Annotated in this window: 20 protein-coding genes and 3 pseudogenes; 15 read left to right on the top strand and 8 right to left on the bottom strand. The window is 65.5% G+C overall.

The window, feature by feature from the left end:
- Nucleotides 1–211: 211 nt before the first annotated feature.
- The 3 genes from ACHMW6_RS26570 to ACHMW6_RS26560 all read right to left on the bottom strand — a co-directional run bounded on the left by ACHMW6_RS26570 (nt 212) and on the right by ACHMW6_RS26560 (nt 2,351).
- Nucleotides 212–475 carry a hypothetical protein gene (locus ACHMW6_RS26570; RefSeq protein WP_395401360.1) on the bottom strand — a complete coding sequence of 88 codons (264 nt, stop codon included), beginning with the start codon at nt 473–475 and terminating at the stop codon, nt 212–214.
- Nucleotides 476–744: 269 nt separating this feature from the next.
- A complete protein-coding gene (locus tag ACHMW6_RS26565) occupies nt 745–1,215 on the bottom strand; it encodes a hypothetical protein (RefSeq protein ID WP_395401358.1) in 471 nt (156 codons plus the stop codon).
- A gap of 11 nt (nt 1,216–1,226) precedes the next feature.
- Nucleotides 1,227–2,351 carry a JmjC domain-containing protein gene (locus tag ACHMW6_RS26560; protein ID WP_395401356.1) on the bottom strand — a complete coding sequence of 375 codons (1,125 nt, stop codon included), beginning with the start codon at nt 2,349–2,351 and terminating at the stop codon, nt 1,227–1,229.
- A gap of 76 nt (nt 2,352–2,427) precedes the next feature.
- Here ACHMW6_RS26560 and ACHMW6_RS26555 point away from each other — a divergent pair, with 76 nt between their 5' ends.
- Nucleotides 2,428–2,973: a peptidylprolyl isomerase gene (locus ACHMW6_RS26555; protein ID WP_395401354.1), complete on the top strand. Its 546-nt coding sequence runs from the start codon at nt 2,428–2,430 to the stop codon at nt 2,971–2,973.
- Nucleotides 2,974–3,093: 120 nt separating this feature from the next.
- On the opposite strand, the gene ACHMW6_RS26550 is transcribed toward ACHMW6_RS26555, so the two are convergent.
- Nucleotides 3,094–3,969, bottom strand: coding sequence for a hypothetical protein (locus ACHMW6_RS26550; RefSeq protein WP_395401352.1), 876 nt, complete (start codon nt 3,967–3,969; stop codon nt 3,094–3,096).
- Nucleotides 3,966–6,647: a DNA mismatch repair protein MutS gene (gene mutS / locus ACHMW6_RS26545; RefSeq protein ID WP_395401350.1), complete on the bottom strand. Its 2,682-nt coding sequence runs from the start codon at nt 6,645–6,647 to the stop codon at nt 3,966–3,968. The genes ACHMW6_RS26550 and mutS overlap by 4 nt, the downstream gene beginning before the upstream one ends.
- 213 nt (nt 6,648–6,860) lie before the next feature.
- Between mutS and ACHMW6_RS26540 the strand changes: the two genes are divergently transcribed.
- Nucleotides 6,861–8,279 (top strand): DUF3500 domain-containing protein, encoded by a 1,419-nt coding sequence (locus tag ACHMW6_RS26540; RefSeq protein WP_395401348.1) that lies wholly within the window; start codon nt 6,861–6,863, stop codon nt 8,277–8,279.
- Here the strand turns inward: ACHMW6_RS26540 and ACHMW6_RS26535 are convergent.
- A complete protein-coding gene (locus ACHMW6_RS26535; protein WP_395401346.1) occupies nt 8,268–9,479 on the bottom strand; it encodes an MFS transporter in 1,212 nt (403 codons plus the stop codon). The genes ACHMW6_RS26540 and ACHMW6_RS26535 overlap by 12 nt on opposite strands.
- A 130-nt stretch (nt 9,480–9,609) precedes the next feature.
- Between ACHMW6_RS26535 and ACHMW6_RS26530 the strand changes: the two genes are divergently transcribed.
- Nucleotides 9,610–10,506, top strand: a complete 897-nt coding sequence (locus ACHMW6_RS26530; RefSeq protein ID WP_395401345.1) for a LysR family transcriptional regulator — start codon at nt 9,610–9,612, stop codon at nt 10,504–10,506.
- Between the two features lie 10 nt (nt 10,507–10,516).
- Here the strand turns inward: ACHMW6_RS26530 and ACHMW6_RS26525 are convergent, their stop codons facing one another.
- Nucleotides 10,517–10,918, bottom strand: coding sequence for a hypothetical protein (locus ACHMW6_RS26525; protein WP_395401343.1), 402 nt, complete (start codon nt 10,916–10,918; stop codon nt 10,517–10,519).
- A gap of 76 nt (nt 10,919–10,994) precedes the next feature.
- Between ACHMW6_RS26525 and ACHMW6_RS26520 the strand changes: the two are divergent.
- The 3 genes and pseudogenes from ACHMW6_RS26520 to ACHMW6_RS26510 form a co-directional block, all read left to right on the top strand.
- Nucleotides 10,995–11,237 (top strand): annotated as a pseudogene (locus ACHMW6_RS26520) (hypothetical protein); the annotation flags it as partial.
- 152 nt (nt 11,238–11,389) lie between these two features.
- The gene (locus ACHMW6_RS26515; protein WP_395408722.1) at nt 11,390–13,315 is read left to right on the top strand and encodes a putative bifunctional diguanylate cyclase/phosphodiesterase; all 1,926 of its coding nucleotides are present in this window, start codon (nt 11,390–11,392) and stop codon (nt 13,313–13,315) included.
- 46 nt (nt 13,316–13,361) lie between these two features.
- On the top strand, nt 13,362–14,195 hold the full coding sequence (locus ACHMW6_RS26510) for an HDOD domain-containing protein (RefSeq protein ID WP_395401341.1): 834 nt from the start codon (nt 13,362–13,364) through the stop codon (nt 14,193–14,195).
- Nucleotides 14,196–14,344: 149 nt separating this feature from the next.
- Here ACHMW6_RS26510 and ACHMW6_RS26505 read toward each other — a convergent pair whose 3' ends face one another.
- Nucleotides 14,345–14,854, bottom strand: coding sequence for a GAF domain-containing protein (locus ACHMW6_RS26505; protein ID WP_395401339.1), 510 nt, complete (start codon nt 14,852–14,854; stop codon nt 14,345–14,347).
- Nucleotides 14,855–14,974: 120 nt separating this feature from the next.
- Here ACHMW6_RS26505 and ACHMW6_RS26500 point away from each other — a divergent pair.
- From ACHMW6_RS26500 to pdeM, 9 genes and pseudogenes are all read left to right on the top strand, one after another.
- Nucleotides 14,975–15,433: pseudogene (locus ACHMW6_RS26500) on the top strand (response regulator); the annotation flags it as partial.
- Between the two features lie 331 nt (nt 15,434–15,764).
- Nucleotides 15,765–15,974 (top strand): ATP-binding protein, encoded by a 210-nt coding sequence (locus ACHMW6_RS26495; RefSeq protein WP_395408721.1) that lies wholly within the window; start codon nt 15,765–15,767, stop codon nt 15,972–15,974.
- Between the two features lie 174 nt (nt 15,975–16,148).
- Entirely contained in the window at nt 16,149–18,512 is a 2,364-nt protein-coding gene (locus ACHMW6_RS26490; protein ID WP_395401337.1) for a response regulator, read from the top strand.
- Between the two features lie 63 nt (nt 18,513–18,575).
- Nucleotides 18,576–19,580 (top strand): annotated as a pseudogene (locus ACHMW6_RS26485) (RecQ family ATP-dependent DNA helicase); the annotation flags it as partial.
- Nucleotides 19,465–20,028 carry a RecQ family zinc-binding domain-containing protein gene (locus tag ACHMW6_RS26480; RefSeq protein ID WP_395408720.1) on the top strand — a complete coding sequence of 188 codons (564 nt, stop codon included), beginning with the start codon at nt 19,465–19,467 and terminating at the stop codon, nt 20,026–20,028. The pseudogene ACHMW6_RS26485 and the gene ACHMW6_RS26480, both read left to right, overlap by 116 nt.
- Before the next feature lie 58 nt (nt 20,029–20,086).
- Nucleotides 20,087–21,118, top strand: a complete 1,032-nt coding sequence (locus ACHMW6_RS26475; protein ID WP_395401335.1) for a ligase-associated DNA damage response exonuclease — start codon at nt 20,087–20,089, stop codon at nt 21,116–21,118.
- Nucleotides 21,111–22,745, top strand: coding sequence for an ATP-dependent DNA ligase (locus ACHMW6_RS26470; RefSeq protein ID WP_395401333.1), 1,635 nt, complete (start codon nt 21,111–21,113; stop codon nt 22,743–22,745). The genes ACHMW6_RS26475 and ACHMW6_RS26470 overlap by 8 nt, the downstream gene beginning before the upstream one ends.
- A gap of 2 nt (nt 22,746–22,747) precedes the next feature.
- The gene (locus tag ACHMW6_RS26465; RefSeq protein ID WP_395401331.1) at nt 22,748–25,273 is read left to right on the top strand and encodes a ligase-associated DNA damage response DEXH box helicase; all 2,526 of its coding nucleotides are present in this window, start codon (nt 22,748–22,750) and stop codon (nt 25,271–25,273) included.
- Entirely contained in the window at nt 25,270–25,926 is a 657-nt protein-coding gene (gene pdeM, locus ACHMW6_RS26460) for a ligase-associated DNA damage response endonuclease PdeM (RefSeq protein WP_395401329.1), read from the top strand. The genes ACHMW6_RS26465 and pdeM overlap by 4 nt, the downstream gene beginning before the upstream one ends.
- The last annotated feature ends 75 nt before the right edge of the window (nt 25,927–26,001 follow it).

Raw genomic sequence — 26,001 nt, 5'->3', positions numbered from 1 at the left:
CGACATTCGGACATTCATCTTGAAAGCTATTGCAACCGCGGGCGCGGTTCAGTAATTTTATGACGAGCTGCGCCGCGAAAAGTTGCAGCGTCCCGTCATAGGAGAAAAGCTGGGGTAGCGCTGGGCTCGTGTCCGAATGTCGGATCTGACCCCAGGGCGGGGGCGAAAAAAAACCGGCCGCGAGGGCCGGTTTTTTCTCCCTGCGAGGGAATTACTTGGCAGCGGAAGCGGCAGCCGATGCAGCGGAAGCAGCAGCGGAAGCGGCTTCAGCAGCTGCGGAAGCAGCGGTAGCGGCAGCAGCAGCAGCGTCAGCGGCTGGAGCGGCAGCAGGAGCAGCAGCGTCAGCTGCAGGAGCGGCTGCAGGAGCAGCTGCTTCTGGGGTTGCTACTGGAGCTGCAGGAGCGGCTTCTTCTTTCTTGGAGCAAGCAGCCAGAGCCACAGCCAGCAGGGAAGCGATCAGCAGGGATTTTTTCATTTAATTTTCCTTTATTTCTTCAACAAAAATTGAACACTATTGCGATGAATAATTACCGGTAATTATCGCTCGTTAGGGCGTTTCGTGCCCTAGACACGGAAACTTCCTAACCCAATATTATAGCCTTTTTTGGTGCGTCGCAATAGTGAAACCAGTCGAAAACGCAAGTATTTTGCGAAAACGCAATATTTCCTTACTTCTTCGATTTGCGCGCATCTACCGGCTATCCGGTCTACCTTTCAACCAAACGCATTTTACATTCTTCCGGCCTACAACCCCGTCACGTCTGCCTGCAGACCCGGCATGGTTTCGGCCCAGATCCCCTCAAAACGTTCCAGACTCGTTTGGGTTGACGAAGGCGCATTAAAATCTGCTTCACCGCGGAAATGATCGGCATGAAAACGGCGCACGATGTGAATGCCGTCGGCGACGACGAAGGAGTCTGTCAGCTGTTTGAGGGATTTGCTGGTGGCGCGGCATTCAATCAAATGCCCATAATCTTGCAATAATTTCAGGAATCGCGGCGCATCGCGCTGCAAGGCCAGATTGCTGTGGGCGACCAGGCGCAGCCGGCCGCCGCCATGCAGGAACTGGCGAAGCACGATGTCCGTCTGGGAATGGCCCAGGCGCCACCAGGCATAGTCGGGGTCGAACATCCACAGCGTGAACCGGGCACGGGAGAAGCAATCCAGCAGCAGGGCCTCGAACTGGGTTCGGCTGTCAAAAGGCTGCTTCTCCATGCTTGATCCCCTTATTTGCCCAATTCGAGCCAGCCGTCCGTGTACCAGGCGAACAGCGCTTCGGCCACATCCTCGGACGCCGCCGCCACCGCCTCACCATCCAGTTTGCGCTCATTCGCCAGCAATTCCAGCGCAACCTTGTCCGCCTTGCCGACAGCGAAGGATTCGCCGTTGATGAACACGTTCTTGCCGCGATACAGCATCTGCGTCTTGCGCGACAGGGCCACGCCTTTCTTCGCCGCCGCCTGGGTGAACTTGCCGGCCGTGAGCGGTTTTTCCGGCGGCGTGAAGAAGACATTGTGCTTCGGCTCGGACAGGTACTCGCCCAGGAAGATCGTGAAATCATCTTCCGTGAAAGACACCTTGTTCAGCTCGTCCGCCAGCTGCGACAGCATGGCCTTCGGAATCTCCGCCGGCTTGCTGGTCGGCTCCAGTTCCGGATCGGCATAGCGCCCCGGCAGCTCGATCGAGTCGCACATGAATTGCAGGAAGGCTTCGCCCAGCTCCTGGTAGGACGGCGAACGGAAGCCGATCGAATAAGTCTGGCAATCGCCGATGGCGACGCCGTCGTGCGCATAGTGCGGCGGCAGGTAGAGCATGTCGCCCGGTTCGAGAATGAATTCCTCGGTCGGCTTGAACTTGCTCAGGATCTTCAGAGGCAAGCCTTCGACCAGGCTCAGGTCTTTCTGCGCGCTGATGCGCCATTTGCGTTGTCCCTCCGCTTGCAGCAGGAACACGTCGTAGGAATCGAAGTGCGGGCCCACGCCGCCGCCATCGGTGGCGAAGCTGACCATCAGATCGTCCAGGCGCGCATCGGGAACAAAGCGGAACTGGCGCAGCAATTCGTCCGCGCGCTCATCCTGCAGGTTGACGCCCTGCACCAGCATCGTCCATTCGCGCTGGCTGCGTCGCGGCAGTTTGTGCAGCGGTCCGTGCTGCATATCCCACTGGCCCGCTTCGAGCGTGACGAGGCGCGATTCGACATAGTCCTTGGTGGCCAGTTCGGCCAGCTTGTCGAAGGGCAGCAGGGGCTTGAAGCCGGGGACAGCCTGCCGGATCAGCAGTGGTTTCTTGTGCCAGTAATCGCGCAGGAATTGCGCCGGCGTGATGTTGCCGAGGAGAGGTAGTTTTTTCATGGCGAGATTATAGCCCGGCGTCGGCCCGCGGCTGCACGGGGTATAATCTGCCCGAGCTAAACTGAAAGGAAGCCAAATGAAGATCGACAAGAATACCGTTGTGACGGTGGAATACAAACTGTCCGACGCGCAGAATAATCTGATCGAGGATGGCCGCCAACCCATGGTCTACCTGCACGGTGGCTATGAGAACACCCTGCCGAAAATTGAAGAAGAACTGGACGGCAAGGATGTGGGCTACCACAACACGATCCAGATTGAACCTGAAGACGCCTTCGGCGATTACGACCCCAACCTGATCAAGGTGGAAGAGCGCAGCCGTCTGCCGGAGCCGCTGGAAGTGGGCATGCAATTCGAAGGCATGCCGGATGGCGAAGACGGCGAGGAAGAAGCCATGATTTTCACCGTGACTGAAATCGCCGACGACAAGGTAGTCCTGGACGGCAACCATCCGCTGGCGGGTATGGCGTTGCGCTTTGACCTGAAGGTTGTTGACGTTCGCGCGGCCACCGAAGATGAGATCGCGCATGAGCACGTGCACGGTGCACATGGGCATCATCATGGCGATGATGAAGATGAGGGTGAAGAGGGCGATCAGTTCCGTAGCCACCCGATTCACTGAGCATACACGGCGGATCAATGATCCGCCCTACGCGGCCCCGATGACCGGCGTGTGTGCGGTTATGGTGCGGCTAGCGTGAACAACGTGGCGCTGCCTGGCGCCACGCGTATCTCGGCCCATTCAGCGGCCGATCCCACATGTCCGATATTGCCGCTCCATTCGATGGAGGCAGGCTTGCCGTTTTCCGCTTTCTGGCTGTCGATCAGCAGCACCTTGCCGGGAAATTTCTCGGCCAAGCCGCGCACGATGCGGGCGCGTTTCCGTGAAGCCGTCCTTCCTGGTCGCCAGGCGCGAGAAGAAGCCCTGCTCGATATGGGCGCCGATGCGGCCGTCCGACACCAGCACGATTGCATCCAGCTTGCGCCGCTTGGCCCAGGTGAACAGGCGCTGCAGCCAGGCGCGGTTGGCGACCATGCGGTCCTCGTACTCGCTGTTGCGGCCGGCCTCCATGCGGAAGTGGTTATTCTTGGCCGGCAGGTTGATGGTCGCGAACAGCACCTTGTCGCGTTCCCAGTGCATGTTCTCGGCATAGCTGCGGAACTTGGGGATGGACGATTGCCGGCTCACGGACAGGTGCTTGATGCCCAGCGACTCGTTATCGGTGTAATACAGCTCGCGGATGCGGTTCAGGCGCTCGATGGCGCTGGAGCGGCCGTCGCTGCTGCGGCAGTCGGTCCAGTCGCTGCCGGCCGTGAGCAGGATCAGCGGACGCTCGGATGCGTCCATCATCATGCGCCGTTCCTCGTACAGGCGGTCGCTGCACGCTTCCGCATAGGACTTGATGCCCGTCGCCAGCACAAAGGCGGGATCGGACTGGTTGGCTTCCGCGATGGCGCGCTTCAGGTCCGCGTCGCCCGTGTCGTTGCCGAGCGTGTGGCCGATCACACCGAAGCTGAAGTCGCGCGATTTCTGCTCCTTGCCGGAGCGCGCCTGCGCGGGCAGGGCAGCCAGCAGGGACGCGCCGATCAGCAGCAGCGTGGCGGCGCGGCGCATCATGGCTGGGCGAGGCGCTTCAGCTGATACAGGCGGTCCAGGGCTTCACGCGGCGTCATCGCATCGGGATCGATGTCGTCCAGCGCCGCCAGCAGTTCTTCGGCGCGCGGATCGGCGGCCGCTGCTGCCGGCGCAGAGTGCGCTTCATCATCGTTGGCGTCCGCGATCGGCGCCGCGAACAGGTCCAGCTGCGGCGTGGCGTCCAGCGCCTGCGCCTCCAGGCGCGCCAGGTGCTTGCGCGCGGCCTTGATGACCGGCTGCGGCACGCCGGCCAGCTGCGCCACCTGCAGGCCGTAGCTTTGCGACGCAGGGCCGTTCTGCACCGCGTGCAGGAAGACGATCGAATCCTTGTGCTCGACGGCAGAAAGGTGCACGTTGGCGGCGGTCGGATGCGCTTCCGGCAACTGGGTCAGTTCAAAATAGTGGGTGGCGAACAGGGTGAAGCTGCGGCTCGATTCGATCAGGTGGCGCGCGATAGCCCAGGCCAGCGCCAGGCCGTCGAAGGTCGAGGTGCCGCGGCCGATTTCATCCATCAGCACCAGCGAGTGCTCGGTGGCGCCGTTCAGGATGGTGGCCGCTTCCGTCATCTCCACCATGAAGGTCGAACGGCCACCGGCCAGGTCGTCGGTGGCGCCGATACGGGTGAAGACGCGGTCGATCGGGCCGATCGTGGCGCTGGCCGCCGGCACATAGCTGCCCACATAGGCCAGCAGCGTAATCAGTGCAACCTGGCGCATGAAGGTCGATTTACCGCCCATGTTCGGACCGGTAATCAGCAGCAGGCGGCGTTCGGACAGCAACTTGCAGTCGTTGGCGATGAAACGCTCGATCTGGTTCTCCACCACCGGATGGCGGCCTTCCACGATATTGATGCAGGGTTCGGCCACCAGCTGCGGCGCGCACCAGTTGTTGCGCAGCGCATGCTCGGCCAGGGCGGTCAGCGTGTCCACCTGGGACAGGGCCTGGGCGATCGATTGCAGCGTGCCGATATGCGGCGCCAGTGCGGCCAGCAGTTCGTCGTACAGCAGCTTCTCGCGGGCCAGGGCGCGGTCCTGTGCAGACAGGGCCTTGTCCTCGAACGCCTTCAGCTCCGGCGTGATATAGCGCTCGCAGTTCTTCAGCGTCTGGCGGCGGCGGTAATCGTCCGGCACCTTGTCGGCCTGGCCGTTGGTGACTTCGATATAGAAGCCGTGCACCTTGTTGTATTCGACGCGCAGGTTGGCGATGCCGGTGCGCGCACGCTCGCGCGTTTCCAGGTCCATCAGGTACTGGCCCGCGTTTTCGGACAGGCCGCGCAGCTCGTCCAGCTCCGCATCGTAGCCGCCGGCGATCACGCCGCCGTCGCGCACCATCGTCGCCGGTTCTTCCATGATGGCGCGCACCAGCAGGTCCACGCACTCCTGCGGCGTGGCCAGTTGCTGGTGCAGCTGCGACAGCAGGCTGGCCGCGCTGTCGGCGTCCACCGCGCGTTGCAGCGCATGCTGCAGTTTCGGCAGTTGCTGCAGGCCGTCGCGCAGGGCGGACAGGTCGCGCGGGCGGGCCGACAGCAGGGCCACGCGCGTGGTGATGCGCTCGATATCCGGCACATGGGACAGGTGATAGCCCAGCGAACCCGTGGTGTCGTTCTGCATCAGCGCCGCGATCGCATCATGGCGCGCGCGGGCCACGGACTGGTCGCGCTTCGCATGGTGCAGCCAGTGGCGCAGCATGCGCGAACCCATGGCCGTGCGGCAGTGGTCCAGCAGCGAGAACAGGGTAGGGGACTCCTGCCCGCGAATGGTTTCGGTCAGCTCCAGGTTGCGGCGTGTTGCCGCATCGAGGCCGATGTATTCGTTTTCCGTTTCGCAGGTCAGCGACTTCACGTGCTGCAGGCCGCGTCCTTGCGTGGCCTGGGCATAGCGCAGCAGCGCGCCCGCCGCGCCGAAGGCCGCGCCCAGGCCTTCCGCACCGAAGCCGGTCAGCGTGACTACGGCCAGCTGGTCAAGCAGGGCCTTGTGACCGTGCACCACGTCGAAGTGCCACTCGGGCACATTGTTGACGTGGCAGATGGTGATGTCGTCGAACAGGTCGCCGCCATCGGCGCGCAGGATTTCGGCCGGCGCAATGCGCTCCAGTTCCTGCTGCAGGCGGATGTTCACGTGGCGCTGGTCGCCCGAGAATTCCATCAGGCGCAGCGCGCCGGAAGCCAGTGACAGCCAGGCCAGGCCCATCGTGTGGTTCTTGCGGTTGTTGATCTGGAAAAGCGCCAGCAGGGGACGCTCGGATTTTTCCGGCAGCAGGTCCGAGTCCGTCAGCGTGCCTGGCGTAACCACGCGCACCACCTTGCGCTCCACCGGCCCCTTGGCCAGCGCCGGATCGCCAATCTGTTCCGCGATCGCGCAGGATTCGCCTTGCTTCACGAGCTTGGCCAGGTAGCCGTCCAGCGAATGGAAAGGCACGCCCGCCATCTTGATCGGCACGCCGTTCTGCGTGCCGCGCGCGGTCAGCGTAATACCCAGCACGCGCGACGCCTTTTCGGCATCGTCAAAGAACAGCTCATAGAAGTCGCCCATGCGGTAGAAGACGAGCATGGTCGGATAGTCGGCCTTGATGCGCAGGTACTGCTGCATCATGGGAGTCACTTTTTCTGCGGGGCTGTTCTTGACGGCGGCGGCGTTGATTTCGGATGGCAGGGTGGTCATTTCGGTGTTATTGGTAATGCAATGCCGCGGCGCGGCCGAAGCCTGCCATTTTACCTTAGCGCGTCCACCGGCAGGCGGCGGGAACATTGCAAAGTTTTCACGGTGTTGCGTTGTGTAACGGCAAGTTGGTAGGGTGTAAAGTTGCGTAAAGGCGTCCCATGGCGTGCGCCAGGCTTTCTACACTGGGGTTCTTACCAGTAAAAGGAGTCAGCCTTGAATCGCCATACGCCCGCGCTTGCGCTGGCGGCGGTCCTCGTTTGCTCGACGCTGACCGCCTGTGGTGGCGGCGGTTCGAGCACGACGTCCACCGCTACCACCGCACCGACCATTTCCGTCCAGCCTTCCGCCGTGTCCGTGGCGCTGGGGGCGGCCGCCACCTTGTCCGTCACGGCAACGGGGACGGACCTGACCTACCAGTGGTACAAGGCCGGCACGGCCATCACGGGCGCAACCTCGTCCAGCTACACGATCAGCGCCACGGTGGCGACCGACCAGAGCACCTATTACGTCACCGTCACCAATTCGGCAGGCAACGTGACCAGCAATACGGTGACCTTGAACGTCACCAGCCTGAATCCGAACGTGGCGAGCTATCCGGCTGTGTCGCTGGCCAATGCCTTCACGTCCACGTTGTCCGATGCGCAGAAGACGGTGGCGACCAGCACGACCTCCAACGACACGGTGCTCTTTCCCTACACCCGTACCGACAACCTGGCCTGGTCCGGCCAGGCCGGCTTGCGCCATGGCCTGCGCCTCGATGGCAGTGTGCTGACGGCCGACCAGTTGACGGCAGCGAATAACCTGGTCACCGGCGCCCTGAGCGCGAGCGGCGCGAAGCTGCTGTCCGAAGTGCGCGCGGCAGACGATATCCTGAATGCGGCTTACCCGAATGCAGGCTGGGGCTCGGGCCTGTACTGGGTGTCCATCATGGGCACGCCGGTCACCGATTCGCCGTGGATGCTGCAGATCAGCGGCCACAATATCAGCTACAACATCACCTACAACGGCCTGTATGACAGCGCCACGCCGATGTTCGCCGGCGCCGAGCCGACCGACTGGACCACCGGCGGCGTGCAGCACGCGCCGCTGGAAACCCAGCGCCAGGCCGTCTACAACCTGGCCAATGCGCTGCAGTACGACGCGACCACCGGCACCGCGGCGCGCCTGGGCGGCACTTTCACCGACATCCTGATGGGCGCCAGCGCGACCGGCGATACCAACTTCGGTTCGCTGAACTATCCGACCAGCGGTCGCGGTGCCCTATACAGCAGCCTGAATGACGCGCAGAAGGCTTATGTGAAGGCGATGATCGAAGCCTGGGTGCGCACGCAGCGCGACTACCTCGCCAACTCGCTGATCCCGGTGTACGAGGATGAAACGGCGCTGTCGCAGACCTATGTGGGTTTCGCGCCGGGCGCCAATGGCACGGCTGATTTCGCGCCGAATCCGAACTCGCGCGCGGTGCCGCTGTCTTCGCAGAATTCCTACCTGCGAATCGACGGACCGCGCGTGTGGATCGAATTCATCGTCACGCCGGGCAGCGCCAACCCGAACCAGGTGGCCTACCGCAGCGTGTGGCGCGACAAGCTGGCCGACTACGGCGGCAGCTTTGGCGCCGGCTCAGCGCGATAAGCCCACGGCGCGGCCTTTCACCGCCTTCGCGGCAAACGCTTCGCCCAGCCAGTAGAGCAGGGCGAGCGCCGGGAAGGCCATGCCCGTCAACAGGGCGGCGCGCCAGCCGTGCGTCGCCAGCATCCAGGCGCCGGCCGCCGAACCGGCCGCGCCGCCTGCGAAGAACAGCGCGAAGTAAATGCCGTTCAGGCGGCTGCGCACTTCCGCGCCGAGCGTGAAGATGGCGCGCTGGCCCAGCACCAGGTTGGCGGCCACGCCCATGTCCAGCACGATGGACGCCACTACCAGCATGCCCAGCGCCACATGGCGCGATTCGGGCGCCCACAGCGGCAGGGCGAATCCTGCAATCCCCAGCAGCAGCGCGGCCGCAGTGGCGGGCAGGGTGTAGCCTTTGTCCGCCAGCTTGCCGGCGACCGGCGAGGCGACAGCGCCTGCCATGCCTACCAGCGCGAACAACGCGATGCCGCTTTGCGACAGGTGGAAGTGCTCGCCGGCCAGCACCAGCGGCACCACGGTCCAGAACAGGCTGAAGGCGCCGAACAGGCCAGCGTGGTAGGCGGCGCGGCGGCGCAGCACCGGCGTGTCGCGGAACAGATGCCACAGCGATCCGATCAGGCGGCCGTAGGACAGCGGCGCGGACGGCAGGCGCTCCGGCAGCTTGGCGCGCAATACGAAGGCGAGAGCGGCCACCAGCACGGCCGCGGCGCCGAATACCACGCGCCAGCTGGCGTAGTCCGCAATCAGGCTGGCCGCGGGACGCGCCAGCATGATCCCCATCAGCAGCCCGCTCACCACCTTGCCCACCGTCTGGCCGCGCGTGGCTTCCTGCGACAGGTGGGCGGCAAACGGCACCAGCACCTGGGCGGCCACCGAACCGAGTCCGATTGCCAGCGAGGCAGCCAGGAATTGCCAGGCATTGTGGCTGGACGCGGCGGCCGCCAGCGCCGCCGCGGCAAACAGCAGGGCGCCGAACACCAGCCGGCGGTTTTCCAGCAAATCGCCCAGCGGCACCACGAACAGCAGGCCCAGCGCGTAGCCGGCCTGGGTCAGCGTGACGATCAGCCCTGCCGCTTCGGGCGACAGGCCGGTGGCGGCGCTGATGGGACCGACCAGGGTTTGCGCGTAATACAGGCTGGCCACGATCAGGCCACAGGCGCCCGCCAGCAGGGCCACCATGCCACGAGAAATATCGTTTTTCATCGTTTTTGCTCCAGAAAGAAAGGATGGCGTTCATTCTGGGCGACGGCAGCAAAAAGATAATTATCCAACAAGTGCCCTATACTTTTCATTTTATATGAACAATGGTGCAAAGATGGATCGCTTGAAAGCCATGCAAACCTTCGTCCGCATCGTGGAAGCGAACAGCTACACCAAGGCCGCCGAAACGCTGGACCTGCCGCGCGCCGCGCTCACGGCCACGATCCAGAAGCTGGAAGCCTACCTGGGCACCCAACTCCTGCAGCGCACCACGCGCACGCTCTCGCTGACCAGTGACGGCGCCGAATACTTCCGTCATTGCCTGGCCATCCTGGCGGCGGTAGAGGAGGCGGAGGCGCCATTCCGGGCCAGCGATATCGAGCGCCCGCAGGGCCGACTGCGGGTGGAGATGCCGGGCGCCGTGGGGCGCTTCGTGGTGCTGCCGCGCCTGGACGGATTCCGCCACGCCTATCCGGACGTGGAACTGGTGCTCAGCCTGGGCGAGCGCGTGGTCGATGTGGTGCGCGAAGGGATTGATTGCGCCGTGCGCGTGGGCGAGCTGCAGGATTCGTCCCTGATCGGCCGCCAGATCGGCACCATGCGCAGCGTGACCTGCGCCGCACCATCCTACCTGGCGGCGCGCGGCACGCCGCACACGCTGGAGGACTTGGCCGGGCACGAGGCGATCCTGCATTTTGCCGGCAGCACCGGGCGTCCCTTCGACTGGGATTTCGTGGTGGACGGTGTGGTGCGCAGGGCCGAGGTGCGCAGCACGCTGGCCACCAACGACGCCGATGGTTATGCCACGCTGGCGCTGCAGGGCCTGGGGCTGGTGCAGATCGCCACCTATCTGGTGCGACCGCATCTGGCCAGCGGCGCCCTGGTCGAGGTGCTGGCCGATACGCCGCCCACGCCGATGCCGGTGTCGCTGGTGTATCCGCAGGGCCGCATGGCCGCGCCCAAGCTGCAGGTTTTCGCGCGCTGGCTGGAAGCGCTGTTCGCGGCCGAGCCGGACCTTTCCCGAGCATAATTGATCTGGATCATGGGAAACGGGTGCCTCGCCTGCCTAGAATCGTCCCATGAATGCACAGAACTCCACCATCGGCGTCTGGCAGCTGGACGCCGCGTGGCGTACCGTGAGCGCCAATCCCGCCGCCGCCGCGCTGGCCGGACCGAAGGCCGAACACTGCTTTGCCGCCGAGGACTGGGCCGCGCTGACGGCCGACCTTTCCGCCGGCCATCCCTTCCTCGCCGAACTGCGCCTGCGCAGCCCTGATTCCTCCGAACGCATCTGCCAGGTCTGCGCCTTGCCGGACGGTGTGCTGCTGGCGCGCGCCGGCAGCCAGGCCCGTGAAGCGCGCGGCGTGCGTCAGCTGGCCAGCCTGCACGCGATGAACGAGATTTCTGCCATCGCCTTCCAGGGTTTTGGCGACCAGATGCACGGGGCACTGGCCATTGGCGCCCGCCTGCTTGGGCTGCCCGTCGGCGTGCTGGCGCGGGTGGACGGCGAGCGCGCGCGTGCCGGTGGCGCACCTGCCGCCAGGCGTCACCGCCTCCGGTATCCCGCGTCCCCTGGGGGACAGTTGCTGCGCGGCCGCAATGCGCAACGGGGCGCCGCTGGCCGCGCGGGCAGCGGCGCCCGGCCTTCTGCACAGCTGCGTGGAGGGCGGCCTGTGCGCCTATATCGGCGTACGCATCGATGTGGCGGGCGCGCCGTGGGGTGTGCTGAGCTTTGGTTCGGCCGAGCCTTTCGCGCGGTCCTTCGATGAGGGCGACGAGGAATTCATGTCCCTGCTGGGCCGCTGGATCGGCGGCGCCATCGAGCGCGCAGCCGCCAGCGAAAAGCTGCTGCTGGCCGCCAGCGTGTTCGATAACGTACGCGAGGGGATCATCATCACCGACCCGCAGGCACCATCGTCAATACCAATGAAGCCTTCACGCGCATCACGGGCTACAGCGCGGCAGAAGTGCGCGGGCAGAATCCGCGCATGCTGCAATCGGGGCGCCAGCCGCCGGAACTGTACGCCGCCATGTGGCAGCGACTGCGCGAGGAGGGCCATTGGCAGGGCGAGATCTGGAACCGGCGCAAGTCCGGCGAAGTCTATGCAGAGCTGCTGACCATCACGGCCATCCGCAACCAGCGCGGCGAAGCCGAGAACTACGTCGGCCTGTTCTCGGACATCACGCGCCAGAAGGAGCATGAGCGCGAGCTGGAACGCATCGCCAATTACGATGCGCTCACCGGCCTGCCCAACCGCCGCCTGCTGGCCGACCGCCTGCACCAGGCGCTGGCCTTGTCGCAGCGGCGCGGCAGCACGCTGGCGGTGGTTTACCTCGACCTGGACGGCTTCAAGGCCGTCAACGACCAGCATGGCCACGAGTGCGGCGATGAGCTGCTGATCGCCATTGCCCAGCGCATGAAGCATTCGGTGCGCGACAGCGATACCATCTGCCGCCTCGGCGGCGACGAGTTCGTGGCCGTGCTGCAGGACCTGCCCGATGGCAGCGCCTGCATGCCCTTCATTTCGCGCCTGCTGGATGCCTGTGCGCGCAGCTTCAATATCGGCGGCCGCCTGCTGCAGGTGTCGGCCAGCATCGGCGTGGCCCTGTACCCGCAGCGCAGCGAGGTCGATGCGGACCAGCTGATGCGCCAGGCCGACCAGGCCATGTACGAAGCCAAGCTGGCGGGCAAGAACCGCTTCCATATCTTCGACCCCGAGCAGCAGCGCAGCACCATCAGCCGCCACGCGCAGCTGGATGCGATCCGCGGCGCGCTGGCGCGCGATGAATTCGTGCTGTACTACCAACCCATTGTCGATCTGCGCCAGGGCAGGGTGGTGGCGGCCGAGGCGCTGATCCGCTGGCAGCACCCGCGCCGTGGCCTGCTCAGCCCCGCCGAGTTCCTGCCACTGATCGAGGATGATCCGCTGGCCGTGCAGCTGGGCGAGTGGGTGATCGAGGCGGCACTCCGCCAGCAGGAAGCCTGGCAGGACGCGGGCCTGCACATCGTGAGCAGCGTGAACATCGGCAGCCGCCAGTTGCAGCAGCCCGATTTTGTCGAGCGGCTGAAGGCGCTCCTGGAGGCCCATCCCGGCGTGGCGCCGTCGCGCCTGAAGCTGGAAGTGCTGGAGACCAGCGCGCTGGAGGACATCACGCATGTGTCGCGCATCATCGCCGAGTGCGCGGCGCTGGGCGTGTCCTTCGCGCTGGACGATTTCGGCACCGGTTATTCCTCGTTGCTCTACCTGAAGCGCCTGCCCGCGGCCCAGATCAAGATCGACCAGGGCTTCGTGCGCAATATGCTGGAGGACCCGGACGACCTGGCCATCCTGGAAGGCATACTGGGTCTTGCTGCGGCGTTTCGCCGCGAGGCCATTGCGGAAGGCGTGGAAAGCGACGCGCATGCGCGCATGCTGCTGCAGCTGGGCTGCCGCCTGGCGCAGGGCTACGGCATCGCGCGGCCGATGCCGGCGCAGGACTTGCCGCGCTGGGTGGCGGCCTGGCGTCCCGCGCCGGAGCTGATGTCGGTTGCGGTGCTGAACCGCGAAGCGCTGCCGCTGCTGGCGGCGCAGGTGGAGTACCGTGCCTGGGCGCGGCGCATGACGGAGTTTCTCGACGGCGCAACGGACCATGCGCCGGACGCGCCGTCGGCCCAGGCCACGCTGCTGTCGTTATCCGTCACGAAGGCGCTGTGCCAGGCGGTGCAGATGGAGGCGGCCGAGCTGGTGGTGCACCGGCGCGGACGGCGCATGACAGCCTTGCGCGCGGGCCGGGTGGTGCTCACCGCGCTGCTGGCGCAACTCGGCGCGGAGCTGGCGGCATTATTGGAATCGTGCTGACGGAATTCGCGTGACCTTGAGTAGCTGTCAACAGTATAATTTTTGCATGGAGAAGCTCAAGGACTTTGCCACTATCATTTCCGAAGCCCAGCGCGGGGAACTGGTCTTTCCGACCAGCGTCAACGCGGCACTGGCTTTGCAGATGGCCGTTTCCGATCCCGATGTGCATGACGAGGAAGTCATCCGCAAGGTACTGGCCGAGCCGGTGCTGGCTTCGCGCGCCGTGGCGCTTTCCAATTCGGCCGTGTTCCGCGCGCGCGGCCCCGAGGTGACCAGTGCACGCACAGCCGTGATGCGGCTGGGCTACCGCAACCTCTATACGCTGGCCGCCGCCATGGTGGTGCGCCAGTTCGGCAGCCGCATCCGCGATCCCCTGCTGCGCGCGCGTGCCGACCAGTTGTGGAAGTATTCGGCCCACGTCGCGGCGCTGGCTTACCTGATCGCCCAGCGCATCACGCGCAGCGATCCCGATACGGCGCTGTTCGCGGGCATCATGCACGAGGCGGGCGGCTTCTATCTGCTGGCGCAGGCGGACGCGATTCCGGGCCTGCTGGAGGATCCGGAAGAGTGGATGGGCGCGGCGCAGGAGATTGTCGCGCGCGAAATCCTGCGCAAGCTGAAGGTGCCAGGGCCGGTGATGGCTGCCATCGTGTCCCTGCGCGGCGGCGCGGTCAGCTTCCCGCCCGTTGGCCTGCGCGACACGCTGCTGCTGGCCAAGCACCTGTGCCCCGTGCTGTCGCCGATGCCGCATTCCGACGACCATTACCTGTCCCGCACCGCTGCCGTGGCCAGGTATCTGCAGGATTACCCGGCCATCTCCGCCCTTATCGACGAGGCGGCCGACGAGGCGCGCTCGATGAGCAGCGCGTTGCTGGTGTAAGCACACGCCGCGTGGGCGGCGGATCAATGATCCGCCCTACGCGTCACCATACATTCGGCCGGGCGGAACGGTGAAATCCGTCGCGGTGCGTAGGTGCGTAGGGCGGATCATTGATCCGCCGTGCCTCCCGGCCCGCGGCGCGGGAAATGTCAGGCCAGCGTCTGCTCCAGGATGCGCACCAGCGACTGAATCCCCTCTGCATCCACCGCATCAAAGCGATTCGGCTGTGGGCTATCCAGATCAAACACCCCGATTACCTCGCCGTTCCTGCCGAAGATCGGCACCACCAGTTCCGAGCGCGAGTTTGCGTCGCAGGCGATGTGGCCGGGGAAAGCATGCACGTCCGGCACCAGGATGGTTTCACGCTTCTCGACCGTGGTGCCGCATACGCCGCGGCCCTTCTTGATGCGGATGCAGGCCGGCTTGCCCTGGAAGGGGCCGAGCACCAGCTCGTCCGCGCCCTGCATGAAGTAGAAGCCCGCCCAGTTCAGGCCCGGCATCGTATTGAACACCAGCGAGCTGGCGTTGGCCGTGTTGGCGATCCAGTCGCGTTCACCGTGCACCAGGCCAGTCAGCTGCGAGCGCAGATCGTCGTACATGGCCTGCTTCGCTTCCGGCGTGTCGGTGGAGTAAACAGTTTCGTTGAGAGTGAAAGTCATGATGTATTGCTGAGTGAAAGTCTGAATCCGGCAGTTTACCGTGAATCGCCCGTCGTTGCTGGGCTCCTGAGCAATAATATTTTTCAAACATGCGCTGTCAAAGTGGCAAAAGCTGCTAGCATGTTTCACCTCATGAGTACGCCTTTACATATCCTTGTCGTCGACGACAACCCGCAGCAGCTGCTTGCCATGGAAGCCGCGCTGGCCCATCCTGGCGCAGCCATGCTGACGGCCGCCTGCGGCCGCGACGCGTTGGACTTGCTGGCGCAGCAGGAGGTCGCGCTGGTCCTGATCGGCGCGCAACTACCGGACATGAGCGCCACGGAATTGGCCGAACGGATTCGCCGCAGCGCACAGCAATCACGCGTCCCGCAGATTTATTTTGCCGGAGTGGGCGAGCAGATTGCCCGCCAGCTGCAAGAGCTCAAGCATGCCCTCGACCTCAATGAGAAATTCACCACGGTGCTGGGACACGACCTGCGCACGCCGCTGTCCGTCGTGATGAACGGCGCCATGCTGTTGCCGATGATGACCGACAATCCAAAGGTCGCTGTAACCTCCCGGCGCATCCAGAGCAGCGCGAAGCGCATGGGCCAGATGGTCGACCAGTTGCTGGACCTGGCGCGCATCCGCAATGGCGGCGTGAAGCTGGCGCTGGCCGGGCATGATCTGTGCGCGCTGTGCCGCCTGCTGTGCGCCGAGCTGGAGCCGGCGGACAAGGCGCGCCGCATCACCCTCGACAGTCAGGGCGACATGCAAGCCCAGGTTGACCAGGCCGTGTTCACGCAGGCGCTGAGTCACCTGCTGGGCAACGCCCTGCAGCACGGCGAACCGGAACACCTGGTGCGCCTGCAGCTGGACGGCAGCACCCCTGCTGCCATCGTGCTCCGCGTGAGCAATCGCGGCGCCATTGCCCCGGAGCTGCTGCCGCACATTTTTCGAGCCCTTCCAGCACGGGGCCGAGGCGCGCAAGGCGGGGCAGGGCCTGGGACTGGGCCTGTACACGGCCAGCATGTTCATCAAGGCCCACGGCGGCCAGATCGCCGTTGCCGCGGACAGCGTGCATGGCAACACCGAATTCATCGTCACCCTGCCGCGCCAGGCGGCGGCAGCAGCATGAGCGCCTGGCAGCCCCGCGGCGGTGGCGCCACCGGTGCGCTGGTGCGCGACCTCGATTGGGGCGGCACCGGCATCGGCCCCATCACGCACTGGAGCTCCGCCTTGCGCACGACGGTCGACATTGTCCTGAACTCGCCGATCGCCATGGTGCTGATGTCGGGGTCCTTCTCACACGATGATCTACAACGACGGCTATGTGCCCATTGCCGGCGCGCGCCATCCCGCGGCGCTCGGCGGCACGGTGCCGCTGATCTGGCCCGAGATCTGGGACTGGAACCGCGAGATGCTGGCTGCCGGCCTGGCCGGAGAAATGCGCCAGCATTTGAACGTGGCCATGACCCTGCTGCGCAATGGCCTGCCGGAAGAAGTATGGTTCGATCTGTTCTACACGCCGGTGCATGAAGTCGGCGGCAGCATCGGCGGCGTGCTGTGCACGGTGATCGAAGCCACGTCGCGCGTGCTGGAAGAGCGCCGCCTGCGCGCCGACAGCGCGCTGCTGAACGAGCGGCGCGCCTTCGAACAGGCGCTGCTGAACGGCCAGGACCGCTTTGCCGACATCTTCGGCCAGGCGTCCGTGGGCCTGTCGGAACTGAGCCTGGACGGCCGCTTCGCGCGCGTCAACGACGCCCTGTGCCAGATGCTGGGCCGCAGCGAGGAAGACTTGCTGGGCCTGCACATGGATGACCTGATCCATCCGGAAGACATGGCGGAGAACCGCGCCCGCGTCCAGCAGCTGCTGAAGACGGGCGAACCCTTCACGCTGGAGAAGCGCTACTACCGGCCGGACGGGCGCTGGGTGTGGGTCTCTTCCAGCATGAGCCGCCTGGACGACGTCGGCGGCCGTCCGCTGGCCCTGATCGCGGTGAAGACGGACATCACGGAGCGGCGCCGCATCGAAGCCGCGCTGCGCGACCTGAACGACACGCTGGAGCAGCGCGTGGCGCGCGAAGTCGAGGAGCGCGACAAGGCCGAGGAAGCGCTGCGCCAGTCGCAGAAAATGGAAGCGGTGGGCCAGCTGACGGGCGGCGTGGCGCATGACTTCAACAATGTGTTGCAGATCATTTCGGGCGATCTGCAGCTGCTGCAGCAGCAAACGCGCAGCAACGACGTGGCGCGCCGCCGCGTGGAAATCGCGCAGGCGGCCGTGGACCGCGGCGCGCGCCTGTCCGCGCAGCTGCTGGCGTTTGCGCGGCGCCAGCCGCTGCGCCCCGTGGTGTCGGACCTGGGCCGCCTCGTCATCAATATGGACAGCCTGCTGCGGCGCGCGCTGGGCGAGGCGATCGAGCTGGTGACCGTGGTCGGCAGCGGTTTGTGGAATACGCTGGTGGACCCGACCCAGATCGAGAACGTGGTCCTGAACCTGGCCATCAATGCGCGCGATGCCATGGGGGGCGCGGGCCGCATGACGATTGAGCTGGGCAATGCGGTGCTGGACGAATACTACGTCAACAAGCTGATTGACGTGCCGTCGGGCCAGTACGTGATGCTGGCTGTGAGCGACACGGGCTGCGGCATGAGCCAGGAAGTGCTGGAGCGCGCCTTCGAACCCTTCTTCACCACCAAGCCGGAAGGACAGGGCACCGGGCTGGGATTGTCGATGGCCTACGGCTTCGTGAAGCAGAGCCGCGGCCACATCAAGATTTATAGTGAACCGGGGCAGGGCACCAGCGTCAAAATCTATTTGCCCCGTTCCATGATGGATGAAGAGCAAACGGCGCTGCGCGGCCAATCCGCCCCTGTCACAGGCGGCAGCGAAACCGTGCTGGTGGTGGAGGATGATCCGGATGTGCGCGCTGTCGTGCACGACATGCTGTCCACGCTGGGCTACCGCGTGCTGCAGGCGGAGAATGGCGACGAGGCGCTGCTCGTGCTGCAGGCCGGCGTGCCCGTCGACGTGCTGTTTACGGACGTGGTCATGCCGGGCAAGATCAGCAGCCCCGAGCTGGCAAAGCTGGCGCGCGAGCTGCGGCCTGGATTGTCCGTGCTGTTCACCTCCGGCTACCCGCGCAACGCCATCGTGCACGGCGGCCGCCTGGATGAGGGCCTGGAGCTGCTCAGCAAGCCCTACCAGCGCGACGAGCTGGCGCGCAAGCTGCGCGAGGTGTTGGAGCAGCGGCAGGCCGCGCCTTGTGCACCGGCCGGCGACAGCGCGCCGCTGGCGCAGCCGGCTCCGGCCCAGGGCTCGGCTTCGTCGCTGCGCATCCTGGTGGTGGAAGACAATCCGGATTCGCTGCAGATGGTGTGCGAGCTGGTGGGCATGCTCGGGCATACGGTATCCGGCGTGGGCAATGGCGAGGCGGCGCTGGAACTGATGGCGCAGCAGGATTTTGACCTCCTGTTCACCGACGTCAGCCTGCCGGGGATGTCCGGCATCGAACTGGCGCGGCGGGCGCTGGCGCGCGGCCCGCTGCGCATCGTCTTCTCCACCGGCTATGGCAAGGATGCGCTGGAACGGGTCGGTTTCCCTGCCCGCGTGCTGCGCAAGCCCTACGACCTGGCCGAATTGCAGGCCGCGCTGGACCTCCCTGCTGAGCATTAATCCTACGGCGCGGCCGGATTCTGTCCGATAACGCCGCCGCCGGGCGTGTCCTACAGTGACAGCATGGGCAAACCAGATATCGGAAAAACGCGCACGCAGCTGATACGCAGCCTGCTGCGCAATGTCTTCGGCATGGACCAGTTGCGGGCCGGCCAGCAGCGCGTGATCGACAGCGTGCTGGCCGGGCAGGATACGCTGGCCATCATGCCGACCGGCAGCGGCAAATCGCTGTGCTACCAGATTCCGGCCTCGCTGCTGGAAGGGACCACCGTTGTCGTGTCGCCCCTGATCTCGCTGATGAAGGACCAGCTGGAAAAGCTGGAGGAAATCGGCATCGCCGCGTCCCAGTTGAACAGCAGCCTGACGGCGGACGAGGAACTGGAAGCGCTGGACAGCGTCCGCCGCAGCCATAGCGAGATCGTGTTCTGCACACCGGAGCGGCTGGCGACGCCCGATTTCCTGTCCCTGCTGAAGGAAACGAAGATTGCGCTGCTGGTGGTGGACGAGGCGCACTGCATCTCGCACTGGGGCCACGACTTCCGTCCCGCTTTCCTCGAGATCGGCGCCGCCATCAATGCGCTGGGCCGCCCGCGCGTGCTGGCCCTGACCGCCACCGCCACCGGCGACGTGGCCGCCGATATCATCCGGCAGCTCGGCACACCGGGCATGCAGGTGGTGAACACGGGCATCTACCGTCCCAACCTGCATTACGCAGTGAAGCAGGTGACCAACCCGGATGAACGCACGATGGAGGTGCTGCGCCTGCTGCGCGAGACGCCCGGCACCGGCATCATCTATGCCGCCACCGTCAAGGCGGCCGAGGAATTGCTGCCGGTGCTGGAAGAGGCCGGCGAGAGCGTCGTGCTGTACCACGGCAAGCTGCGTGCTACGGAACGCAAGCAGAATCAGGAGTTGTTCATGGGCGGCGAGCGGCGCGTGATGATTGCCACCAATGCCTTTGGCATGGGCATCGACAAGGCCGATGTCCGTTTCGTCATCCACCTGCAGGTACCGGCCAGCCTGGAAGCCTATTACCAGGAATCGGGCCGCGCCGGCCGTGATGGCGAAGCGGCGGACTGCACGCTGCTCTATTTCCACGACGACAAGCGCGTGCAGCAATTCTTCCTCGCCAGGCACTATCCCGACGCAGCCGACCTGCGCTCCGCCCATGACGCAGTGGGCAGCGAATCAGCTGCCGCCGCGGCGCGACAAGCGGCTGCAGGTGGCGCTCAAGCTGCTCAAGGACGGCGGCCTGATAAGGCAGAACCGTCGCATGGAGTTCGGCGCCACGGCGCGCGCGCCACGCGCGCTGGACTTCGAGCGCCTGGCCGCCCAATATCAGCAAAAGCAGGAGCGCGACCGCGATGCGCTGGAGCAGATGGTGGCTTATGCGCAGAGCGGCTACTGCCGCTGGAAACTGCTGCTCGATTACTTCGGCGACGACACGGCCGGCGTCGACCGTTGCGGCACTTGCGATAACTGCAAGTCACCTCCGACCATAGACTCTGTGCGCTAACGGACAGAAAGCGCGGCTGCGCCGTGGCTACAATGGCCCAACATTTTTGGGAGCCGCCATGTCCGAAATGGTTGTCGTGCGCAAAGAAGGACTGTATTGCGTGCCCGGCGATTTTTACATCGATCCGTGGCGGCCGGTGGAGCGCGCCGTGATCACGCACGGCCACAGCGACCATGCGCGCGTGGGCAATGGCCACTACCTGACGGCGCAGCCGGGCGTGAATATCCTCAAGTCGCGCCTGGGCGAGATCACGGTGCAGGGCCTCGAATACGGTGTGCGGGTCGTGCACAACGGCGTGCATATTTCGCTGCATCCTGCCGGCCATGTACTCGGTTCGGCCCAGGTGCGCATGGAATACCAGGGCGAGGTGTGGGTGGCCTCCGGCGACTACAAGGTGGAGCCGGATGCGACCTGCACGCCTTTCGAGCCGGTGCGCTGCGACTGCTTCATCACCGAGTCCACTTTTGGCCTGCCCATCTATCGCTGGCAACCGCAGCAGCAGGTCTTCGACGATATGAACGCCTGGTGGCGGCGCAATGCGGAGGAAGGCCGCGCCAGCGTGATGCTGTGCTACACCTTCGGCAAGGCGCAGCGCATCCTGAGCGGGCTCGATCCCTCGATCGGCCCCATCGTCTGCCACGGCGCGGTGGAGCCGATGAACCGGGTCTACCGCGAGGCGGGCGTGCCGCTGCCGCCGACCGTGATGGTGGGCGATGTGGACAAGGCCGCGCTGCGGCGCGCGATGGTCATTGCGCCGCCCTCGGCCGGCGGCTCACCCTGGATACGCCGCTTCGGCGATTTCAGCGATGCCTTTGCCAGCGGCTGGATGCAGCTGCGCGGCGCGCGCCGGCGGCGCGGCGTGGACCGCGGCTTCGTGCTGTCCGACCACGCGGACTGGCCGGGCCTGATGCAGGCCATCCGCGCCACGGGCGCCGAACGCGTGGTGGTCACCCATGGCTCGATCCCCGTCATGGTGCGCTGGCTGTGCCAGAACGGCTTTGACGCAAAAGCCTTCGACACGGAATACGGCGACGACGAGGCGGAGGAAGCAGCAGCGGCCGCGGCGCCGCAGGAGGGCGCCAATGCGTGAATTCGCCCGGCTCTACGCCGAGCTGGATGAGACCACGGCCACCAGGCGCAAGCTGGAAGCGCTGCAGGCTTATTTCGCCAGCGCCGCGCCGGAAAATGCGGCGTGGGCCGTATACTTCCTGGCCGGCGGCAAGCCGCGCCAGGCCGTGCCGGTCAAGCTGCTGCGCCAGTACGCGACGGAGTATGCGGGGCTGGACGAGTGGCTGTTCGACGAGTGCTATCGCGCCGTGGGCGACCTGGCGGAGACCATCGCCCACATCCTGCCGGCGCCGAAACACGAGAGCAGTGTGGGGCTGGCGGAATGGATAGAACAGCGCATTGCGCCGCTGCGCGGGCAGCCGCCGGAGGCCGTACGCCTGGCCCTGTTCCGCTACTGGGACGAGCTGGAGACGCGCGAGCGCTTCCTGCTGATCAAGCTGATCGGCGGCGGCTTCCGTGTCGGCGTATCGCGCCTGCTGGTGACGCGGGCCTTGAGCGCCATCGCGGCGGTGGACAGCAAGCTGATTGCGCAGCGCCTGATGGGGTGGACGGATGGCCGCGTCAGCCCCACCGCGAAAGGCTTCCTGCAATTGCTGGCGCCGCCCTCGGCCAGCGAGCATGCGGAGCGGGGCGGCCAGCCATATCCTTTCTTCCTGGCGCACCAGCTGCAGGCGCCGGTGGAGTCGCTGGGCGAGCTGGCCGACTGGCAGGTGGAGTGGAAGTATGACGGCATGCGCGCGCAGCTGGTGTCGCGCGGCGGCGCGAACTGGCTGTGGTCGCGCGGCGAAGATCTGATCACCGAGCGCTTTCCGGAGCTGGTGTCGTTGCGCCTGCCGGAGGGCATGGTCATCGATGGCGAAATCCTGGTCTGGGCCGAAGGCGATGCGCCGGCGCCGTTTGCGGCGCTGCAGAAACGCATTGGCCGCAAGCTGCTCAGCGCGAAGCTGCTGGCGGAGTTCCCGGCCGTACTGGTCGCTTACGACTTGCTGGAGCAGGATGGCGTCGATCTGCGCCAGCTGCCGCAGCGCGAGCGGCGTGTGCTGCTGGAGAAATTGGTCGCGCAGGTGAATATGCCGCAGCTGCGCATTTCTCCCCTGGTGCACGCGGATAGCTGGATGCAGCTGGCTGCCATCCGCGAGGAGTCGCGCCTGCGCGGCGTCGAGGGCATGATGCTCAAGGCTTGCGGCGCGCAGTATGGCGTGGGACGGACCAAGGATGTGGGCACGTGGTGGAAGTGGAAGATCGATCCTTACAGCGTGGATGCCGTGCTGGTGTATGCACAGGCAGGTCACGGACGGCGCGCCTCCCTGTACACGGACTATACCTTTGCGGTGTGGGACGACGATGGCGGCGAGCGCCGTCTGGTGCCCTTTGCCAAGGCTTATTCCGGGCTGACCGATGCGGAGATAGCGCAAGTCGATAATGCGATCCGCCGCACGACGGTCGAACGTTTCGGGCCGGTGCGCAGCGTGAAGCCGACCATGGTGTTCGAGATCGGCTTCGAGGGTATTGCCCTGTCGCCGCGGCACAAATCCGGCATCGCCGTGCGCTTCCCGCGCATCCTGCGCCGCCGCGATGACAAGACCGTCGAGGATGCCGATACGCTCGACACCCTGCGCGGCTTGCTGTCCCGCGAACCGCTGCCCTGACCATGCCGTCCTTTCCCCGTCCGCGCCCACTGCCGCCGCGCAAGCCCCTTTCGCCCGTCGTCCCCGCCACCGCCGCCGCGACGTCCGTCACCGACGCGGGACCGGCGCCGTCGCGTGACGAGGTTGAGGCCTGGTTCGCCGCGCGCGGCTGGCAAGTCTTCCCCTTCCAGCGCGCAGTGTGGGACGCCGCGGCCAAGGGCGAATCCGGCCTGCTGCACGCGACCACCGGCTCGGGCAAGACACTGGCCGTCTGGCTGGCCGCCTTGCAGCGCGCGCAGCCGAGCCGCAAGCAAGGCCTGCGCGTTCTGTGGGTCACGCCGATGCGCGCGCTGGCCGCGGACACCCTGCGCGCCCTGCAGGACGCAGCACAAGCCCTGCTCCCCGGCTGGCAAATCGAATCGCGCACCGGCGACACGGATGCGGCCACGCGCGCCCGCCAAGCGAAGCATCTGCCGCAAGCGCTGGTCACCACGCCCGAAAGCCTGACCGTCCTGCTCAGCCGCCCCGACGCGAAAGAACTGTTCGCGCAACTGGACATGGCCATCGTCGACGAATGGCATGAGCTGTTGGGCAACAAGCGCGGCGTGCAGACCCAGCTCGCCCTGACCCGGCTTCGGGCGTGGCGGCAGGGCATCGCGGTCTGGGGCCTCTCGGCCACCCTGGGCAACCTGCAGCAGGCCCGCGACGCGCTGGCGCCCGGCGGCGCCATTGTCGAAGGCCACCTGCGCAAGGACATCATCGTGGATACGCTGATCCCCGACCACCCCTCGCGCTTTCCCTGGGCCGGCCACCTCGGCATCCAGATGCTGCAGCCGGTGGCAGACGAGATCGAAAAGCACGCGACCACCCTGGTCTTCTGCAACACCCGGTCGCAGGCCGAACTGTGGTACCAGAACCTGCTGGACGCGAAACCCGAATGGGCCGGCCTGATCGCCCTGCATCACGGTTCGCTGGACAAGCAAGTGCGGGACTGGGTCGAGCAGGGCCTGAAGCAGGGCACGTTGAAAGCGGTGGTCTGCACATCGAGCCTGGACCTGGGTGTGGACTTCCTGCCGGTCGAGCGTGTGCTGCAAATCGGCAGCGCCAAAGGCATCGCACGGCTGCTGCAGCGGGCCGGCCGTTCCGGCCACGCACCGGGGCGCAAATCGCGCGTGACCCTCGTGCCCACGCACAGCCTGGAATTGCTGGAAGCGGCGGGCGCCATTGAGGCCGTGCGCGAACGCCACGTCGAGCCGCGGCCCGTGCCGGAAAAGCCGCTGGACGTGCTGGTGCAGCATCTCGTCACCGTGGCGCTGGGCGGCGGCTTTCGCAGTGAGGAACTGTACGAGGAAGTGCGCAGCGCCTGGTCCTACCGCGAGCTCACGGCGGAAGAATGGCAATGGGCGCTGGACTTCGTCGCGCGCGGCGGACAAAGCCTGATCGCCTATCCGGAGTACCGCCGCGTGCTGCCGGACGAGGAGGGCGTCTACCGTGTGCCGGACGCGGCCATCGGGCGCCGCCACCGCATGGGCATCGGGACCATCGTGTCCGAAGCGACGATACAGGTGAAGTATATGAACGGTTCCACGCTGGGCACGGTGGAGGAGGGCTTCATCTCGCGCCTGAGCAAGGGCGACCACTTCCTGTTCGGGGGCCGCATCCTCGAATTCGTGCGCGTGCACGAGATGACGGCCTGGGTACGTCGCGCCACCGGCGCCAAGGGCGCTGTGCCGCGCTGGCAGGGCGGGAAGATGCCGCTGTCGTCGGAACTGGCGCACGCTGCGCTGGAACAGATGCGCCGCGCCACGGAGGGGCGCTACGAAGGGCCGGAAATGCAGGCCATCCGTCCGTTGCTGGAGATCCAGCAGCGCTGGTCAGCCTTGCCCACGCCCGGCACCACGGTGATTGAAGCGCTGGACAGCCGCGAAGGCCACCACCTTTTCCTCTATCCCTTTGCCGGGCGCTCCGTGCACATCGGCCTCGCCTCGCTGCTGGCCTACCGTATCGGCCGCATGCAGCCGGCTACTTTCTCGATTGCCGTCAACGATTACGGCCTTGAGCTGTTGGCGCCGGAAGCGCTGCCGTGGCGCGAACTGTTCGGCGACGGCGCGCTATTTCATACCGGGCAATTGCTTGAGGACGTGCTGCACAGCCTGAACGCCGGCGAACTTTCGCAGCGGCGCTTCCGCGAGATCGCGCGCATCGCCGGCCTGATCTTCCAGGGCTATCCAGGCCAGCCGAAGAGCAACCGGCAGCTGCAGGCTTCGTCCTCGCTGTTCTTCGAAGTCTTCCGCAAGCACGACGCGGGCAATCTGCTGCTGAGCCAGGCGCAGCGCGAAGTGCTGGAGCAGGAACTGGAGCTGAAGCGCTTGCGCGCCACGCTGGAAGTGCTGCAGCAACGCACCATCCGTTTCCATGAGGTGAGACGCGCCACGCCCTTCGGCTTCGCGCTGATGGTCGAGCGCTTCCGCGAAAAGCTGACCACGGAAAAGCTTTCCGACCGCGTGGCGCGCATGCTGCGCGAACTGGAAAAGGCCGCCGGACCATGAATGCCTGCGAAACGGAAGTTGCCGGAGAACGCGTGCTGCTGTTGCCGCAGAAAGCCCTGTACTGGCCGCGCGAGCGCATGTTGATGGTGGCCGACATTCACTTCGGCAAGGCCGCCAGTTTCCGTGCGCTGGGCGTGCCGGTGCCGCGCGGCACAACAAACGAGAATCTTTCGGTGCTGGATGGCTTGCTCGCACGTCTCGACATTGCGCGCATCGTCTTCCTCGGCGACTTTTTACACGCGAAGACTGCGCAGGCACAGGCCACAGTGCAGGCCATGCTGCGCTGGCGCGAACGTCATGCTGAGCTGGAATTGCTGCTGGTTCGCGGCAACCATGACTGGCATGCCGGTGATCCATCCGAGTTGCTGCACGTGACCCTGCTCGATGAGCCGTACGAGCAAGGTCCGTATGCCCTCTGCCATCATCCCCATCTGGAGTCGAAAAAATTTGTGATCGCGGGTCACGTGCATCCGGTCTATCACTTGCGTACCGCACGGGAGTCGCTGCGCCTTCCCTGCTTTGTCATCGGTGCGCGCCGCGCGATATTGCCTTCGTTTGGCGCCTTTACTGGCGGGCACGCTTTAATTCCGCACGCTACCGATCAGGTGTACGTCGTGGCCGATGAATTGATTTTCCCAATCGAAATTCGGTAGGCGATATCCTACATTTGTGACCATGAACGTCCTATATTACCTGTACAGTGCTTGCACTAACATGAGCGCTCCTTC

The organism is Pseudoduganella sp. UC29_106, assembly GCF_044055365.1.
Classification (GTDB): Bacteria; Pseudomonadota; Gammaproteobacteria; order Burkholderiales; family Burkholderiaceae_D; genus Rugamonas.
This window is presented reverse-complemented; position numbering and strand designations above follow the sequence as displayed.